Source organism: Pseudomonas chlororaphis, assembly GCF_001921865.1.
In the GTDB taxonomy this organism is placed as follows: domain Bacteria; phylum Pseudomonadota; class Gammaproteobacteria; order Pseudomonadales; family Pseudomonadaceae; genus Aquipseudomonas; species Aquipseudomonas chlororaphis_D.
The window spans coordinates 554,563-573,659 of record NZ_MSCT01000010.1; the positions used below are offsets into that span (position 1 = coordinate 554,563).

Annotated in this window: 8 protein-coding genes; all 8 read left to right on the forward strand. The window is 66.7% G+C overall.

Features of this window, described 5'->3' with window-relative positions:
* Positions 1-5: 5 nt before the first annotated feature.
* A complete protein-coding gene (locus tag BTN82_RS14835; RefSeq protein ID WP_075119861.1) occupies positions 6-2,285 on the forward strand; it encodes a TonB-dependent receptor in 2,280 nt (759 codons plus the stop codon).
* 52 nt (positions 2,286-2,337) lie between these two features.
* Complete coding sequence (locus BTN82_RS14840) at positions 2,338-2,985, forward strand: MotA/TolQ/ExbB proton channel family protein (protein ID WP_075119862.1); 648 nt, start codon at positions 2,338-2,340, stop codon at positions 2,983-2,985.
* A gap of 51 nt (positions 2,986-3,036) precedes the next feature.
* Complete coding sequence (locus tag BTN82_RS14845; protein WP_075119863.1) at positions 3,037-4,275, forward strand: phospholipase D-like domain-containing protein; 1,239 nt, start codon at positions 3,037-3,039, stop codon at positions 4,273-4,275.
* 312 nt (positions 4,276-4,587) lie between these two features.
* Positions 4,588-4,923, forward strand: a complete 336-nt coding sequence (locus tag BTN82_RS14850; protein ID WP_075119864.1) for a hypothetical protein — start codon at positions 4,588-4,590, stop codon at positions 4,921-4,923.
* A gap of 92 nt (positions 4,924-5,015) precedes the next feature.
* Positions 5,016-5,936, forward strand: coding sequence for a hypothetical protein (locus tag BTN82_RS14855; RefSeq protein WP_148169543.1), 921 nt, complete (start codon positions 5,016-5,018; stop codon positions 5,934-5,936).
* A gap of 2 nt (positions 5,937-5,938) precedes the next feature.
* A complete protein-coding gene (locus tag BTN82_RS31345) occupies positions 5,939-9,517 on the forward strand; it encodes a hypothetical protein (RefSeq protein ID WP_075119866.1) in 3,579 nt (1,192 codons plus the stop codon).
* On the forward strand, positions 9,514-10,908 hold the full coding sequence (locus BTN82_RS14865; RefSeq protein ID WP_075119867.1) for an endonuclease/exonuclease/phosphatase family protein: 1,395 nt from the start codon (positions 9,514-9,516) through the stop codon (positions 10,906-10,908). Before BTN82_RS31345 ends, BTN82_RS14865 begins: the two co-directional genes overlap by 4 nt.
* A gap of 30 nt (positions 10,909-10,938) precedes the next feature.
* The coding region (locus BTN82_RS14870) for a LysM peptidoglycan-binding domain-containing protein (protein ID WP_075119868.1) at positions 10,939-19,097 on the forward strand (8,159 nt) is incomplete at its 3' end.

Consider the following 19,097-nt stretch of genomic DNA (forward strand, 5'->3'; position numbering starts at 1 on the left):
CAGTGATGAAGTTCACCCGGATTCACCTGGCACTCGTTGCCGCGAGCATGGGCCATGGGATCGCCATGGCGGACACCAGCGACAGCGACGCAGGCACCATCGGCGTGCAAGGCAAGGCCTCGGCGGGCGGTGGCTACATGGTCCAGGAGGAGAGCATCAAGGGGCGCTCCACGGTGACCAAGGAAGCGCTGGATAAACAGACCGCCACCGGCAACGCCGTCGACAAGCTCAAATACACCCCGGGCCTGAACATCTCCAGCGAAGATGCCACCGGGCTTTCCGGTTTCCGCTTCACCATGCGCGGCCTCAACTCCGACCAGGTGGGGATGTCGGTGGACGGCATGCCGATCAACGACTCCGGCAACTACGCACTGTATTCCAACCTGCTGGGCGACCCGGAAAACATCGAGCAGATTTTCGTCACCCAGGGCGCCTCCGAAGCCGACGGTCCGCACATCGGCTCCAGCGGCGGCAACATCGGTATCGTGACCATCCGCCCGACCAAGGAAACCGGGGCCTTCGTCAAACAGGTGGCGGGCAGCAACGGCACTTTCAAGACCTTCGCCCGGCTCAATACCGGCGAAGTCAACGGCCTGAGCAACTGGCTGTCGCTGTCCCACACCGAAGGCGAGAAGTGGCGCGGCGACGGCGCGGTGCGGGCGGACAAGGTGGAATGGAACAGCTTCTTCGACATGGGCGGCGGCAACACGGCCAACCTGATCCTCAAGTACCACGAGCAGGACAACAACAGCTACAGCCAGTTGACCAAGGCCCAGTTCCAGCAGAACGGCCGCAAGTACGACCCCTACCCTTCGACGCCGGCCCTGGGCAGCAACGGCAAGGTCAGCAGTTACTACGCCCTGGCGCAGAACCCGTTCCAGACCTTCACCGCGGTGCTCAATACGCAATTCAAGTTGGCCGACAACCTGGCCCTGTCGGTCATCCCGTATTACTACTGGGGCAATGGCAGCGGCGTGGGCGCCTCCAGCTACGCGCTGAACAGCGGCTCGAACCGGGGCGGCGTGTTCGACCTCAGTAACCTGCAGACCGCCGCCCAGTACAACACCGACGGCTCCTCCACCAGCGGCGTCTATTACCGTCCTTCGCGTACCCAGACCTGGCGTCCGGGCATCACCACCAAGCTGAACTGGGACCTGGGCGACCACAGCGTGCAGTTCGGCTACTGGTATGAGCGCGCGCGCCAGAGCCAGACCCAGCCGTTCATTCCCCTCAAGGACAGTGGCAAGCCGCAAAGCACCTGGCCGGATTCGGACAACGTGGTGGACGCCAACGGCAACAAGATCCAGGGGCGCGACCGCTTCACCGTTACCCCGGCGCAGAAAGTCTGGGCCCAGGACACCTGGTACTTCGCCCCGGACTGGACCCTGGTGGCCGGCCTTGCCTACATGAACGTCAAGCGCGACGGCACCAACCATGGCAGCCTCACCGAACAGCCGGAAAAACGTAACCAGTCCTACAACAAGCTGCTGCCCAACGTCGGCCTGAAGTACCAGTTCGACGAACGCGACCAGGTGTTCTACAGCCTGTCGCGCAATATGCGGATCCCGCAGAACTATGTGCTCTACGACCAGGGTGTCGGCTCCATCGATTCCAAGCCGGAAACCAGCTGGAACCATGAGCTGGGCTGGCGCTATACCGGCGACGACATGACCCTGGCCGCCACTTTGTTCTACATGCAGTTCAAAGACCGCCAGGTTTCGTCCAGGGATATCAACGGCGACTTCGCCGACATCAACGCCGGCTCCGTCGACAACAGCGGCCTGGAGCTGGAGTGGAGCGGCTTGCTGCCTCACCACTTCAACTATTACACCTCCTACACCTACACCCGCGCCGAGCAGCAGGACGACCTGACCGTCTACAACGCCGGCCAGGCCATTGACCTGCCCACCAGCGGCAAGCAGTTCGCCAACGTGCCGAAGAACATGCTGGCGGCCAACATCGGCTACGACGACGGGCGCTTCTACGGCACCTTCGGCGGCAAGTACACCAGCAAGCTGTACGGCGACTTGACCAACGACGAAGCCATCTCCGGGCGCACCGTGTTCAATCTCGGCGCCGGCATCTACCTGCCGGTGGACAAGAAAGTGGTCAAGGACGCCACCCTGCGCCTGAACGTCGACAACCTGTTCGACAAGAAGTACCTGGACGGCGTGTACACCACCAAGACCAACGCCGCCACCTATGGGGGATTTCGCGACGGCGACCCGGCCTACATCGTTGGCCTGGAACGGACCGTGACCGTCTCTCTGGAAGCGAATTTCTAATCGGTCCGCGCTATTTGTCGAACCCCGTTATCGAACCACGAGGTACACCTTCATGGACATGAATCTGCTTCACGACATCACCTTCTATGTGATGTATGCCGCGATAGCCATCGCGATCTTCATCGCCATCGAGCGCGGTCTCTACTTCGCCTATGTGCGACGCCAGGCCAGGTCCTTGATGGAGGTCCTGGGCCGCGACGTGCACAGCGAGCGGGACCTGCCGCCAGACGTCACCCGCCGCGGCAGCCTGCCCTTGAGCATGATCCTGCCGGTGCTGGCGCAAAAGGCCGCCCACAGCTCGCGCAAGGAGCTGGACGACGTGATCGAAAGCCAATACCTGTCGACCCGCGCTCCGCTGGCCCGCAGCCTGTGGGTCATCGAGACCATCACCACCGCCGCCCCGTTGCTGGGCTTGCTGGGGACCATCCTGGGGATCATCGATACGTTCAAGGCCCTGGCCAGCGCCGGCGTGTCCGACCCGGGCCAGATCTCCGGCGGGATCGGCACGGCGTTGTTCGCCACCGGCCTGGGGATCGCCATCGCCCTGTTCTGCGTGGTGTTCCATAACTTTTTCCAGGACAGCCTGGAGCGCATCAACGATCAACTGAAGATGCTGCTGATCCGCGCGGCCACCGGCGCCCGCGTGCAGGACGAGGTACCGCATCGGGTACCGACCCCGTTGCACAGCCGTACCGCGTAACCCCCAGGGCGGGCGCAGGCTGCGCCCGCCTTTTTCCGATATGAGACGCCTATGTCCGTATGCATGAAATTTCCACGAGCGCTGCGCAGCGTTCGGATCGCAGGCCTGGCCGGCTTGCTTGTCAGTCCGCTGGCCCAGGCGGACTTCGCCATTGCGGGGTTCGAGTTGGTGCATACGGTGCCGGTGGACACCGCGCTTGGAACGGCAGACTTGCGGCAACCCGGTCCCGTGTGGATCGAGCTGTTCGATGGGGCGAAAAAACAGATCGATATCGGCCAGTTTTATGCGGCGGACCATCCAGGCTCGGTGCTGGACGAAGTGCTCGAACGCCTGGAAGCGGCCGGCCGGCGCGGAGTGAAGATCCGCTTCCTGCTGGAGGAAAAAGGCCTGAAGCTGTCGGAGCCGGCCACCCTGGAGCGCTTGCGGGCGATTCCCAACCTGACCTTCCGGGTGCTGCCCTACGCCCGGGTGAGCGGCGGGATCATCCATGCAAAATACATGGTGGTGGACGGCAAGCAGGCCTTTATCGGCAGCCAGAATTTCGACTGGCGGTCGCTGGAGCACATCCACGAAACCGGGTTGCGCATCAGCGACGAAACCATCGTGGGCCAGGTGCAGGCGATCTTCGAGCAGGACTGGCAGGCCCAGGCCGCTGTGGCGGCAAACAAGCCGGTGCCCCTGCCCCTGCCCGGCCAGGAGCCGCTGCGCCGCGGCAATTACCTGGTGGCCAGCCCGCAACGCTACAACCCGCCCGGCGTGGGCGACTCGCAACTGGAGTTGCCGCGCCTGCTGGCCGAAGCGCGAAGCGAAGTACGGGTGCAGTTGCTCGACTATGCGCCGCTGTCCTACGGGCCTGAGCGCAGCCGGCCCTATTACGCCGCGATCGACAATGCCGTGCGGGCCGCTGCGGCGCGGGGGGTGTCGATCAAGTTGATGGTGTCCAACTGGAACACCGACAAGCTGCAGCTGCCCTACCTGAAAAGCCTGGCGGTGCTGCCCAATGTCCAGGTCAGGATCGTCACCCTGCCCCAGGCCTCCCAAGGGTTCATTCCCTATGCCCGGGTGATTCACAGCAAGACCATGGACATCGACGGGCAGGTGGCCTGGGTCGGGACCAGCAACTGGCTTGGCGGCTACCTGGACAATTCGCGCAACCTGGAAGTGGTGATGCATGACAGCGCGATGGCCAAGCGCGTCGGCGAACTGCATGGGCAGCTGTGGGACGGGCCTTATGCAAAACCGCTCGAGGTGATGGGCAAGTATCCGGAGCCGCATCCGGGTACGCCTTGAAGGCCAGTCAGTAAGGCCGGGGGTACGGCTGCCTGGCCCGAGCCCACCAGGGAAACGACCAACTATTTTGTCTTAAGAGTGATAACAAAACGCTATTAGCGGCATTCTGCCTTGATCGAATGGTCAGCCATCGCCACCTTGAAAAACGTGGCTTACAGCCCTGCGCGAGGCGCTTTCGCGGTGCCGAAAACGGCGTAAATTCGGGGGGTTTGTCCGCTTGCACGGTCCTCGACAGGCAAGCAAGCGCGCCTAGACTCTCACTCGGTTCAGCGCACTGAATCGACGACCCAACCCTCGAAAAGGATATTCAGCATGACCGCCTTCACTTCGGTAAATACCGTTACCACGCCCCTCACCATCAACAGCCAGTCCACCAGTACCTACAACGGCGACCCCAACCAGACCACCAAGGTCACGTTCAGCTATCAGAACAACCTGCTGTGGGCCACCCAGGTCAACAACACCGCCTCGACCCAGACCCTCAGCGCCGACTCTTCCGCCGGCCCGGTCATCCTGCGTGCCGGCTCCAAGGTCACGCTGCAGAACGTCGGCTCGTCGTTCAACATCCTGTTCACCGGGGTGATCGTCGACAGCGGTTCCGAGACGCCGTTCAACGGCACCAATATCGGTACCTTCAGCCTGTCGTGACCGGTACGGGCTCCCTTGCCGGAACCCCTCCGCGAAGCCGGCGTCGTGCCGGCTTCGCTTAATGCAATACGGGACATGGACGGTACCCTCGCGTGGCAAGGCAACGGATGCTCTATACCCGGATCCTCTGGGCAACCCTCGGCGCAAGCCTGGCGACGGTGTTGTGGCTGATCAGCGCCAGCCACTCGGCGCCCGCATCTGTATCGGCCTGGTACAACCAAGCGTTCTCCAGCACCACGCCCCCGCCGCCCGCCGATTGCATCGACCTCACCCCCTCTTCCAACGTCCCGCCTGACACCGCGTCGCCCTGCGTGCCGGGGCCACTGCTGTTGCCGGGAATGAATGTCAGCCGCCAGGTCGGCCCGGTGCTGTTCGTGCTGGTGGTCGACAGCCACCAGGCGCGGGTCGACGCCCAGGTGTCGATGGGCGGCGCCGGTCTCACCGGCTTGAGCATGACGGCCGACGCGCCCACCGCCGATTTCGACCTGGCCAGCGACGGCCAGCGGGTACGCGGCAGCCTGGGCGCGTTCTTTTGCGCGCCGCCGAACGCCTCGCACCTGCTGGCCGACTTCAACATCGAGGGCGACCAGCAACCGGCGCAAGCCTATCGCGGCGACCTGATCCGCTGGCAAAGCCCGGTCACCAGCGTCATTGCCCGCTACCGCCAGCCGCTGCTGCCGGACCTGCAAGTGACCGTGGAACTGCTGGACCCGTACAAGCCCGACAACAGCAACGCCCTGACTGCCCAAGTGAGTTTCTACTACGCCAGCGACCTGATCGACCGCTACACCCTCATGGCCACCGCCACCCCCGTGACCCTGCGCGAGTCCAGCGTCGGGCCGGTACGGATCCAGGGCGGGGCCCTGGCGTTTCGCCCCGCCACCCAGGAGCAGCAAGGCCAGCTCAGCCTCGACGGCACCTTTCAGTCCGGCCAGAACCCGCCCAACCACTACGCCGGCAGCATCGCCGACTGGTCGTGGATACGTGGCCGCGCCGACAATTGCAGGGGATAGACATGACCAGCAGCGCCACTACCGCGTCCGACTATCAGCAGATCGCCAGCAGCGCTGCCTACGCCTTGCCCGACGCCAGCGGGTACGGCTGGCGCGGCTACGTCATGCCCAAGGGCACGGCGCCCGGCAGCCTGCCGCCGAGCCTGAGCCCGGCCGACGCCTTCGATAAATACCCCGGTCACTACCTGTTCGGCCCCCGCGAGCCGGACGCCCTGCGCAGCGACCCGGCGGCGTTCGTCAAGGCCCTGTACGACTTCCTGGCCGTGGTCGGCCAGGGCAATTTCGTCGGCCGCGCCCTGCTCTGGCTGCCCGGGGCCAACCTGCCGGCGCCGCAGAACTTCAACAGCTACGGTTTGCGCATCAGCCTGGCGGCACCCAGCCAGGTGCAGAACAACCTCAACCTGCTGCTGGGCAACCGCCTGACCTTCTTCGTCAACTACGGCACCTACGTCAAATACGATCCCGACTTCAACGCCCTGCGCCTGAAGTCGAGCACCGCCATCAGCCTCGGTTTCAGCGACAAGCTGCAAGCCGACAGCGGCCTGCAACTGACCCCGACGCAGCAGCCGCTGGCCTATGTGCCGCTGGACGGCGCCCAGGCCGGCAGCCTGACCTACGCCCTGAGCTACAGCTCGGTGCCGGCCCTCAAGTACTTCAAGACCGGCTTCGCCTACGTGGTCAATACCGCGAGCGGCCCGAGCGTGCTCAATTACCCGGCGTTCAACCCCGTCGGCATGCCGGCCAGGCTGGCCATGGGCGGCGTCCTCGACCCGCTGGACCCGCTGAACCAGAACATCGCCCCCGAACGCCTGGCCGCGGGCCTGATCCGCACCGGCCTGAGTTACGCCGCCCCCGGCAGCACGGCGCTGCCCAGCCAGTGGCGCAGCACCGCCGGCAACCCGATCAACCTGATTCCCCTCAACGGCCTGGACGCCAACGGCTGGCCCCTGCCCTACGCCGCGAGCCTGGTGTTCTGCGACGACGGCGCCAGCTACAGCCTGACCCTGAGCGGCGACTACGGCTTGAGCCTGCCGGCCGTGCCCGCCGCCACGGCCGGGCAGAACCTGTTGTGCGGCATTTTCGGCACCGAATGGCTGAGCTTCACCAGCTACGACCCCAGCGCCAGCGCGAGCGCCAACGACCGCTTGCGCCTGCTCGCCGCGCAGCCGGCCTATGCCCCGGTCTTCCCGTTCCAGACCACGTCCCTGGTGACCCCCACCAGCGGCGCGGTCACGCCCTTGCTGACCGGCGCCTACCGCACCGCCTGGAGCAATCTGGTGGCCGGCGCCTCGGCCCCGGCCTACAGCGCCCAGCCCGACGGCAGCCCGCTCTATGGCCAGGCCACCACCCAGGGCACCACGGTACTGCTGGCGCCAGCCGCGCCGCGCACGCCGCTGCCCCAGGACGCCGGCTTCGCCTTCCCCCTGGTGCCCTACGCCGGCATGAGCAGCGTCGCCGGCCTCGACCTGACCCAGTTCGAGAGCGAGATCCTCGCCGCCTCGCGCAAGAGCCTGATCAGCGCCGCGACCCTGCCCGGCAAGCAGGCCGCGCGCGGCCTGCGCCTGCAACGGAAGATGGCCGCCAACGGCGCGCCGCCCAACCGCGCGACCACCCCGCAAGGCTTGCTGGTGGACCTGGACGCCGACGGCATCGGCTACAACAAGGTGCTGCTGGCCCGCTCGCAATCGAACCAGGGGCTGCTGGACTTTGCCTTCGAGCAGCCCACCGAGGCGCTGCACGAGGCCCTGCAAACCAACCAGCTGTTCCTGGTCGGGGTCAATCCGCAGCCGTTTTTCACCCAGGGCGCGTCGTTCAGCAACCAGCTGGAGATCGCCGACTGGCGCTTTATCGCCAACGTTGGCGTCGGCGTGCAGACCACCAGTTACCGCAACGTACTGATCATGAAGTACTGCAGCGGCAGCCTGAAAGACCGCATCGACAACCCCAACCGCTGGACCATGCCCGAGACCTTCTCGAAGACCGCGGACCTGGTGCCGGGCCTGGAAACCCTGGCCTATACCGGCCTGTCCCAATGGTTGCAGGACTTTATCGCGGTCGCCGAAGCCAAGGCCGCGAGCAGCCCCGACAGCCTGTACGCGGACTTCGTCGCCCAGGTCAGCGACCCGGGCTGGAACGGCTTCATGGTGCTCAACGCCGACCTGCCCCTGGACAGCCTGCCCGAGCAACTGGCGGGGATCGCCGCCGGCATCGACTACAGCCGCTTCCTGGCCCACCACTTCGGCGCCAGCGTCAGCCGGGTCAGCCATCAGGGCGACACCCTGGATATCCAGGGCATCTCCAACCTGTTCGGGCTGATCGACTACCAGAACCCGGCCTACGAACAGGCCCGGTTCAACGGCGCCGACCCGGACATGCCCGTCGCCTTGAGCACCAGCGACGGCTACGCCTTCAGCGTGCTGCAACTGCAGGCGCTGTTTCGCCAGTCGAAACTGCAAACCTTCAATAGCCGCATCCAGTTGAGCCTCGACAGCCTGTTCGGCTCGCCGATCCTGGCCACCCTGCGCGCCGGCCAGCCCAGCGCGGTGAACGCCATGGTCCTGGACGGCAGCGCCTTGCAGCAGAACGACACCACCACCTACGTGTTCGAGCAGAGCCAGAACTACCTGTTCGACCTCGACAGCAACGTGCTGCCGGCGGCGTCGGTCAACCGCATCCAGTTCAATACCCTGGGCAGCCCCGACGGCGGCGTCACCACCAGCAGCCGCTTCCTGCTCTGGGGCAAGCTGGATTTCACCCTGCTCAAGACCGCCGACGGTCCGTTCGACCTGCTGTCCTTCGGCAGCGCCGACGGCAGCCCGGACAATCAGGGCCTGGCCTACACCAACCTGCAGATCGGCATGGCCTTCCCCAGCGCCACGCCGAACGCCGTGGGTTTCGACTTCAACCCCGACAACCTGGGCTTCGACCCGGTCACCAGCCAGGTGCGCGGGCAGAGCCTGTACAAGGGCTTCACCCTGCAACTCAAGCAGTTCATCCAGGCGCCGGCGCAGAAGAAACCGGCGGACTACGGTTTCCTGCCGGTGCTGCCGGAGGGCCTGGCGCTCAAGGCGCTGTCGGGCGCCTGGTCGGGCATCGTCTACAAGGTCACCATGGGTTCCCCCGGCGCGCTGGTCTCGGGCACCGGTTTCGAGTCCGACCTGCTGCTCGCCTGGTCGCCGGGAAGCAAGGCCAGCGACCCCAACCCCATGCTGTTCGTCGGCCTCAGCCTGCCCGGCGCGGCGCCGTCGGCCAGCGTGTTTTCCTTGCAGGGGATCATCAAGGTCTCCACCGGGCCGATCAAACTGCTGTACCAGTTGATCCCCGGGCAAAAAGATTCCCAGGACCGCTTCTTCAACCTGCAACTGACCGATATCGGCATCAAGATCCTCGGCATCGCCAAGTTGCCGCCGGGCGCGACCCTGCAATTCTTCCTCTTCGGCGACCCGCAGAATTCCGGCAGCCTGGGCTGGTACGCCGCCTACGTGAAAGACCCGGACAGCAAGACCGAACGCCTGCAGGCACTGGCCTCGGACCCATCCACCCATCCGGTGCTGGCCGGGCCGTCGGAGGTTGCGCCATGACGCGTGTCCTGTACTGGAACATCGAGAATTTCGGCTACAACAAGATCCGGCCGCTGACGACCAAGCGCAACCTCGCCGGGGCCTTGATTCCCGACCTCGACGCCGCCGACCGGCTGGCGCTGATCCTGGCCCATATCACCGCCTTCAACCCGGACATCTTCGTGGTGGTGGAAACCTCCAGCGGCCCGAGCAACGGCCCCGGCTCGCTGATTTCCCCCACGGGCGGCTGGCAAGGGTGCGTCGAACTGCTGCTGCGCATCCGCAACCTGACGGGCGTGGCCTGGAACCTGGTGCCGCCGTTGGTGGTCGGCCAGGCCGGGCGCGCCGAGGGCGTGGCAGTGTTCTACAAGCCAGTGATCCCGGCGGGCGGCGGCGTGGCCGCGGGCAGGCGCCTGTTCACCGGGCCCAATGCCTGGTCGCCGGCCGGCAACGGCATCAGCTTCAACCCCAACGTGGCGCCCGCGCCGGCCGCCGGCAACTACCCGGCGCTGCAGGCCAACGCTTGCTTCACCGTGGCCAACCGGGCCATTCCCGCTACCGCGTTGAACCCGGGCAACCTCAATGAAAGCCGTTGCGCGGCGCGGGTCGACTTCGTCGACAACGCCGGCGCGCCGATCAACTACGGCGGCTTGCGCGAGCCCTATATGGTGACCTTCTGCGAGACCGTCGACGGCCCGCCGGTGGTGGTGCAGCGCAACCTCACGTTGTTCGCCATCCATTCGCCACCGCAGTACGTGGCGGCCAACGCCTACCTCAACGGCCTGGCCAACGTGCGCGACATCAGCGCCGCCCTCGGCGCCTTGGAAACCCGGGTCATCACCGGCGACTTCAACGTCAACCTGCTGAGCCAGGTCGGCAACGACCCGCTCCGTTACGCTGCCCTCACCGCCCTGGGCTATGGCCTGCAACTGCAACCCCCGGCCGTCGCGCCGCCCCCGGCCCTGGAGGCCTACACCGGCTATTTCGCCACCCACCTGCGCAGTCTCAATTCGACCATCTTCTGGTCGACCAATGCCGGCGCCGTGCCCTATCCCGGCTACCGCTACATCGGTTCCTCGAACAGCAGCAGCCTCTACTCCATCGACAACATCCTGGTGCGCGGCGGCGCAGCCGCGAACTTCACCGTCGCCAACACCGTGGTCGGTACGCCGATGAACGCGGTCAACCCCGCGCCCGGCGGCGCGCCCATGGGCCAGGTGGCGATCGCCTGCGATTTCCAGATGCCACCGGCCAACTGGACCCCGGCGCCGCCCGCGCCGCCGCTGCCGCTGGTTCCGCCCGACCCGGCGCCGGCCTTCGCGTTCGGCGACCGGCAACGCTTTCGCGATTGGCGAAACATGGGGCACATCCGCTCCACCAGCGATCACCTGGCGCTGTTCGTGACGGTCTGAACCGTGACGGTCTGAATAAGGAGAAGACAGATGGCCAACAGCCCTTTAAGCAACCTCGCCGCGGCCCTGACCCGCGACGCGGGCGCGCCGATCGTCCTCACCCGCGACTACCTGATCGCTGGCCTCGCGGACGCCAGCGTCAGCGTGGGTGCGAGCCTGGACGCCGACCTCAAGGCCGCCTTCCAGTCGCCGGTCGCCGGCCTGACGGTGACCCTCACCGCGCAGAGCGTGCAACCGCTGAACCCGACCACCCAGACGTTCAAGGTCACTGGGGTCAGCGCGCGTTTCCTGCAACAGGACGTCAAGCAGGGCCTGGTGCTGACCTTCGGCCTCAAGGGCGACGCCGGCGCCCAGAGCCTGACCCTGGAGATCGTCACCACGCCGGCCAGCTGGACCTGGAGCGACCTGTCGAGCTTCGCCACCGGCATCCCCTTCAAGTGGGCCGCGATCGCCAACGCCGTGTTCACCTTCAAGGCCAGCCAGGGGCCGCTGCAGGCCTTCGCCGCCAACCTGACCCCGCCGGCCCAGCTCGCCACGGCGGTCGCGGTGGTGCAGAACCTGGGGTTCCCGACCCTGGCCCTGCCCTTCACCGGCAGCATGGACTTCGCCAAGGTCGACGGGGTCGAGATCTTCATGCCGACCACCACCTTGCAGGCGCCGTTCCTCAACGTCGGCGACGGCCTGAAACTGCTGTACCTGAATGTCCAGGCCCCGGTGTTCGGCCTGGTCATCGGCCCACCGGAGCAGCAGGACGCCGAGGACCAGGACGAAGCCTATTACGACCAGCGGGTCAGCCTGTTTTTCGGTCTCGACCTGAGCCTGACCGACCAGCAGGGCCGATCCGTCGATTACCAATTGCGCGCCCTGGCCCAGATCAACAACGGCAGCGCCTTCAATTTCTACCTCGGCCACAGCGACAACGGCAGCGCCCTGCTGACCCCGGCGACGATCATCGGCCTGCTGGACAACAACGGCAGCTTCTTCAGCGGCACGCCACCGGTGCTGCAACAGTTTCTCTCGGGGATCGGCCTGCGCAGCCTCAGCCTCAGCGGCGCCACCAGCCCCCGGCTGGTGCTGAGCACCGCCAGCGTGACCCTCGGCGCCGACCCCACGGTGATCAACGCCGAGCACCCCTGGGTGCCGCTGCAAGACCCGACCAACCACGTGATCTTCGGCGTCACTGACTTCGAACTGGTGTGGGGCATCAACTTCCTGCCCCAGGGCAACGCCCAGAGCTATCTGTTCCAGACCACCTTCCTGTTGCTGCCCGAGGTGTTCAAGGGCAAGACCGCCGACGAAAACGGCCTGTTCTTCGTCCAGTTCAACTCCGACCTGCAACTGCTCGCGCGTTTCGACGGCACCGCCAACCTCAACGACCTGATCGCCACGCTGACGATGCAGTTGATCCGCATCCCCAAGAGCTTCGTCGACGCCTCGCTGTCCGACGTCGGCCTGAGCCTCGATGTCGGCGCCAAGAGCTATGCCTTCAACGCCGGCTTCGAGCTCGACCTGAACCTGTTCACCCTCGGCGGCCAGCCGATTCTCTCGGTCACCGACGGCCAGCTGTACCTCAAGGCCACCACGCCGACCGCCAGCGGCGCCGCCAACACCACGCCGACCACCACCTACCAGGCCGGCATCAGCGGCCTGGTGGGCATCGGCCCGTACTTCGCCACCGCCAGCCTCGATTACGACGGCAGCCAGACCCCGGCCACCTGGAAGGTCGCCGCGCAACTGGCGCAACCGGTGGACGTGGAGCAACTGGTCAGCCAGTTCCTGAGCTTCGGCGGCGCGTTCGACTTCCCCGATTTCCTGCCCGGCACCCTGCTGGTCAACACCCTGGAAGTGGACGCCAGCCTGAACACCGGCGATGCCCCGCTCGACAGCTACACCGTGGCCGGCAGCCTGCGCTGGACCTTCAACCTGGGCCAGGCGTTCAGCGTCGACACCCTGGCCACCCTGAGCCTGAGCTACGACGCCAGCAAACCGGCGAACCAGCAGTACAGCGGCAGCGCCACCACCCTCTGGGATTTCAGCTTCCTCAACGACAGCGTGCTGCTGGGCTACAGCTTCGCCCCCGACAACCAGGGCAGCAACGCGCAGTTGAGCCTGTCCTGGGAAGGCCTGACGGCGATCTACCAGGTCGACAAGCAAACCCTGACCTTCACCCTGAAGAACTGGAGCCTGGGGCGGCTGATCCAGAAACTCATGCAGTCCCTGGGCGACCCCTATTTCACCCTGACCTCGCCCTGGGACGTCCTCAACCAGATCTCCCTCGACGGCCTGTCGCTGATCATCAACCTGGAAACCAGCGATGGCAAAACCCCGAGCATCGCCGCCAAGTACACCCTGGCGAGCAAGATCGACCTGGGCTTCATGAGCATCGACGGCCTGGTGTTCGAGCGTAAAAAGGTCGACGGCGTCGACAAGATCACCCTGGGCATCGACGGCTCCTCGGTGTTCAAGGGCAACAACCCGCAGGAACAGCAAGACTGGAGCAACCTGCTCGACCCGCAGAAAGGCCAGCCGGTGGACAAGCTGCCGTCGGTGCCGGGCCAGGGCACCGACTACTTCAGCCTGCCGCTGATGGTCCTCGGGCAGCGCGTGGCGATCAGCGGCTACGACAGCTTCGCCAACACCAAGGCGGTGATCGACGCCTTGAAGAAAGTCCCGGCGACCACCGGTTCCAGCAACCCGATGAACCCCGCCGACAGCGGCACCAAGGGCATCCCCTACTACAACCGCAACAGCGACTGGCTGATCGCCGGGCAGCTGTTGCTGCTCAAGACAGGCAAGGACTGGACCGTCGACCTGATGCTGGTATTCAACGACCCCAACCTCTACGGCCTGCGCCTGGCCCTGGCCGGGGAGAAGGCCAAGGCCCTGGGCAACCTGGTGCTGGACATCCTGTACAAGAAGATCACCGACGACGTCGGCGTGTACCAGATCGAATGGACCTTCCCCGACAGCATCCGCAACCTCAACTTCGGTGCGGTGTCGATCGTGCTGCCGGAGATCGGGGTGAAGATCTACACCAACGGCGACTTCTTCATCGACATCGGCTTCCCCTACAACCTCGACTTCACCCGCTCGTTCTCGATCTCGGCGATCGTCTACGGCGTGCCGGTGCTCGGCGCCGGCGGGTTCTACCTGGGCAAGCTGTCGTCGGTGACCGCGACCCAGGTGCCGAAGACCACCCAGGGCACCTTCGACCCGGTGATCGTCTTCGGCCTGGGCCTGCAACTGGGGCTGGGCTACAACTTCGTCAAGGGCCCGCTCAAGGCCGGTTTCGCCCTGACCGTGTTCGGCATCCTGGAAGGCACCATCGCCGCCTTCCACGCCTATCGCCCGTCCACCGCCCTGGTGCCGGCCGGCAAGAGCGTGCAGGACGACTACTACTTCAAGATCCAGGGTACGGTCGGGGTCATCGGCCTGCTCTACGGCAGCATCGACTTCGCCATCATCTCGGCCTCGGTCAACGTGCGGATCACCCTGTCGCTGTCGCTGACCTACGAGAGCTACAAGCCGATTCCAATCGCCGCGCGGGCCACAGTAGAGGTCAGCGTCAAGGTCAAGATCGACCTGGGCCTGTTCAGTTTCAGCATCAGCTTTTCCTTCCACGCCGACGTGTCCGCGCGCTTCGAGATCAATGCCCTCAACAGCGGCCCGGCGCCCTGGGCCGAACCGACCCGGCTGCTGGCGCGCCAGGCCCGGCACGTGCAACTGGCCAGCAACCGCCGCGCCGCCAGCCCGCAGCCGATGACGCTGCTGCGCGGCGCCGTCAAGCCGGCGCTGACCCTCTACGCCACGCCGCAATTCAGCGTGATGTGCAACGAGGGCGCGAACCACTACGCCGACCAGCAAGGGGCGTTTGTGTTCCTGCTGACCATGGACGCACCGTCGCCGACCCAGCAGGCCCAGGCCGGCGGCAGCAGCTTCGAGCGCCTGTGCGCCGACTACCTGCCGTGGCTGATCGGCACCCTGGGCTCGGCCAGCAGCGCCCAGGACACCCTGGCCGACATCCTCGGCACCCAGGTCGACAAGGCCCTCCTGGAAGTCGATATCGAACGCCTGGCCGACCTCGCCAACCCGCCGTTCGGCATCGGCGAACTGCTGACCTTCCTCTCGTCCTTCGACGTCAGCATCACCCTGCCCGACGCCAGCAACCAGGCGCGGATCAAAGAGGTGCTGGAGGCCGGCTCGGTGCTGTTCCCGGTGTTCGACGGCCTGTCCCTGAGCGTGCCGCTGGCCGATGCCGGCACCGCCACCGTGGATTTCGCCCAGTACGCGGGCACCAACAGCACCTACCGCAGCAACGTCGCGCAGATGTTCAAGGAACTGGCGGCGCTGGTCACCGCCAAGGACGACGCCCCCGCGCCGCCGCTGCGGACCGCGGCCGACGACCGCGAATCCATGGCCGCGGTGATCTTCACCGACGCCTTCATGGTCATCGGCCGGCAGCTGTTGCAGGTCGCCCTGAACGCCTTCGACGACTACGCCTACGCCACGGCCAACGGCAACTCCATCGAGCAGATCCTGAACTGGAGCAACGTCGCCCGCGGCAACAGCCTGACCCTGGACGATATCGTCCGGCCCAACGCCGAGTCCGCCCTGAGCGCCGGCCTGAGCCTTAACATCCCGCTGCCGGCCTACACCCTGCAAAGCGCCGACACCCTGGCGCGGGTCGCGGGCCTCTGGTCCGACAGCGCCACCCCGGCGCGCTGGCAAACCACCGCGGCGGGGCTGATCCTGGCCAACGGCTACTCGACGGTGATCGCCGCCGGCCAGGTGATCAGCCTGCCGGTGGGCCAGGACATCCATCAATGCACCACCGGCCCGGGGGAAACCTTCAACAGCCTGGCCGACACCCTGGGCGTCGACCTGGCGACCCTGGCCCGCGACAGCGCCCTGTACGACATGGCCGGCCTGCTGCTGCCGGGCCAACCGCTGCTGTTGCCGAACCTGGCGTACCAGACCGCCGCCGGCGACAGCCTGACCAGCAGCGGCGCGCGCTTCGGCGTCAGCGCCATGGCCCTGTTCAGCGACCCGCAGTCCGCCAACTTGCGCCTCGCGCCGCTGTTCGCCAGCGACACAATCACCCTCACCGCCCTCGACAGCCTGTTCACCGAAGACCTGTGGAACGTGGTGGTGGCCACCGACCAACTGGCCCAGCTGGCGGGCATGCTGTCGCGCTTCCTGGCCTACGGCCTGCGCCTGCCGTCGAACCCGGCGGGCATGGGCGGCCTGAGCCTGAGCCCGGACTTCCTCTACCCCAACGCGCAGAGCGCCTACGGCCTGTACCAACTGACCGGCCAGCAGTTCCCCACTCCCGTCGGCCTGGCCCCCGGCAGCGACTACCCCATCGGCCTGAGCCGCGCCGCCAGCAGCCACGGGGTGGACCTGTCGTTCGTGCAGATCGCCGGGGCCAGCAGCGGCTCGATGAACCTGAACCAGGCCTACAGCAATCTGTCCGGGGTCCTGGCGTACGCCCAGCAAGGCAAGTTCCAGCCGGCGCCGCGCATCGACCTGCTGCCCACCGTGGCCCGCAGCCCGAAAGACTACGCGGTGAAAAGCGTGTCGCTGTGGTCCACCGCCGACCTGCAACAGCTGCGCGCCCTGTGCCAGCCGGCGCTGCGCGCCAACGCGCAGGACGGCGCCAGCGTGCAGCCGCTGCTCTGGTCGCTGCCCGACGGGCTGATCCGCCTGAGCAACCAGCGGGTCGCCAGCCTCGCCTCGCAACTGCCCAAGCTGGCGCAACAACTGCCCTACCTGCCGGCGTTCAGCCCGTACGAGGTGTCCACGGACCCGGCGACCCTGGAGACCAGCAGCCGCGAAATCGCCTCCTACAGCTACGCGACCCGGGTCGACTTCAGCATCAAGCGCCTGCCCCAGGCCGAGCCCGGCGCCATCGCCGGCAGCGGCAGCAGCCTGTCCTACACCTATCAACTGCTGGGCCCCTCGGCCACCGACGCGCAACTGCTCGAACGCCTGCTGGTGGCCATCAGCGAACTGGGCACCCACATCATCAGCGGCCAGTTCTTGCTGATGCCCCAGGGCAACGCCAAGGCCAGCAACCTGCTGAGCCAGGCGCAGAGCGATTTCCTGGCGTTCCTGACCCAGACCAACCTTTCCACCGAGACCAACCCGCCGCCGTCGCTGATGAACGCGCGCCTGGCCGAGGACGCCGGGCCGCGGGGCATCCTCAACCCGGCCGAGGAAGTGGTGAAACTGCTCTGGGAGCTGTCCACCGTGCGCTCGGGCGGCTACTACCTGAGCTACTACGACAGGATCGCGGCCAGCGGCCTGCCCGACAGCATCTTCGACGACAGCGGCAGCGCCACCCTGACCCTGGTGGTGACCTACCCGCGCGGCGGCGCCGACCCGCTGCAGGGGCGCCTGTGCAACTTCGTCAACGCCTTCGTCAGCACCGACACCGTGGTCCAGCAAGGCAGCCACATGGCCCTGCGCTCGGCCAGCACCACCGACACCAGCCAGCCGACCGGCGCCGGCGACAGCCTGGACAGCCTCGCGGCGTTCTACGGCATCGGCGTCGGGCGTATCGCCGAGCTCAATCCTCAGACGCTGTTGAGCAACGCGGCGCAGGTGCCGCTCGACGGCATCGTCCACCTGGTGACGCCCGCCGAATCCGCGGCCGGCAACGGCCAGGGCGCGACCATTCTCGAGAATCTGGCCCGCTACTACTCGGTGGGCGCGGTGCAGCCGATCAGCGCCACGCAGATCGCCAACCTCAACCCCAACGTCAGCGTCGCCAGCGGCGTGGCGCTGTTTATCCCGGCGCTGAGCTATGCGGTCGACCCGGCCCTGGCGCCGGGCAACCGCCTGCAGAGCCTCGCCGACTACTACAGCCTCGACCTGGACGCCGTGGCCGTCGGCGCGGCGCGGGTCGCCGGGCTGTTCGCCAGCGCCAGCCGCTTGAACATCGACACCCGCACCTTCGACCTGCAAGCGGTGTTCAACCAGGGCAACGCCGCCTTCAGCGTGCTGCGCGACAACCCGCCGCCGGTGGACTCGCCGAGCACCGACCCGGACGGCTACGCCAGCGCCTACCTGTACAACCTGTATTCGGTGCTGTCCGCCGGGCTCGACGGCTCGCCCTGGTTCAGCGCCAGCGACCTCGCCCTGCCCTTCGGCCCGCAGCGCCCGGACAGCGGCGCGGACCCGGAAGCGGCGCAAGCCCATCGCTTGGCCATGCGCGACCCGCAGAGCCGCCGCGACGCCCTCGACGCCCTGGCCCAGGACAGCCAGTACAGCTACCAGCAAACCCTGGGCCTGGCCCGGCGCGCCACCACCAACGCCGCGCCGCTGCCCGACAAGCCGGGGCTGCCGGCCGCCGCCGACAACCCCTACCGCGGCGTCGGCAGCTTTGCCCAGGTCAACCTCACCTGGCTGGATATCTTCGGCAACATCACCGTCACCCCGTTCACCCAGCCGCCGGCCGGCTATACCGGCAGCCTCAATCACCCGCCGCTGCCGCTGCGCTACAGCGACCGCCTGATCGCCCTGTCGGCCTGGCCCAATACCCGCAGCTTCTACACCTATGCCGCCGCGGACGGCGGCGCGCAGCTGGTGATCAGCCTGAGCCTGGACACCTCCAGCTACGACCCGGCCAGCGGCACCGACATCAAGGTCCAGGCCGCCAAGGACCTGGAGATGTTCAGCCTGATCTACTACCAGCTGAACCAGTCCTACAAGGACCTGAAACTGCCCTGGTGCCAAGGCCGCGCGGTCAGCGTGGAGCTGGTCAACAGCCTGTTCGCCCAGCCCCTGAGCCGGCTCGACGACAGTCAGGCGCAACCGCTGCTGGACTACGTCAACGGCGTGATCCTCTACCTCGGCCAGGTGGTCCAGGGCGTCGCCGCCAAGCCACCGGCCACGGTCGAGCTGAAGCTTTCGGTGGACATCGACGGCCTCGCCGCCGGTTCCATCCTGCCCCTGAGCCTGACCCTCAGCCTGCGCCGGGTCGCGGCCCTGGTGGAACCGGACGTCGCCGGCCTGGAGGGCGGCGTGGCGGTGACCAGCACCCTGCTGCCGGTGCCCGATCCGCTGGCCGCCAGCACCAGCGGCTACAGCCAGTTCGCCGCGGCCTTCGAGGCGCTGTTCCAGCGGCCCGGGGCCTGGATGACCCGGGTCGGCAGCGGCACCGCCGACCCCGGCAGCACCCCGGACGG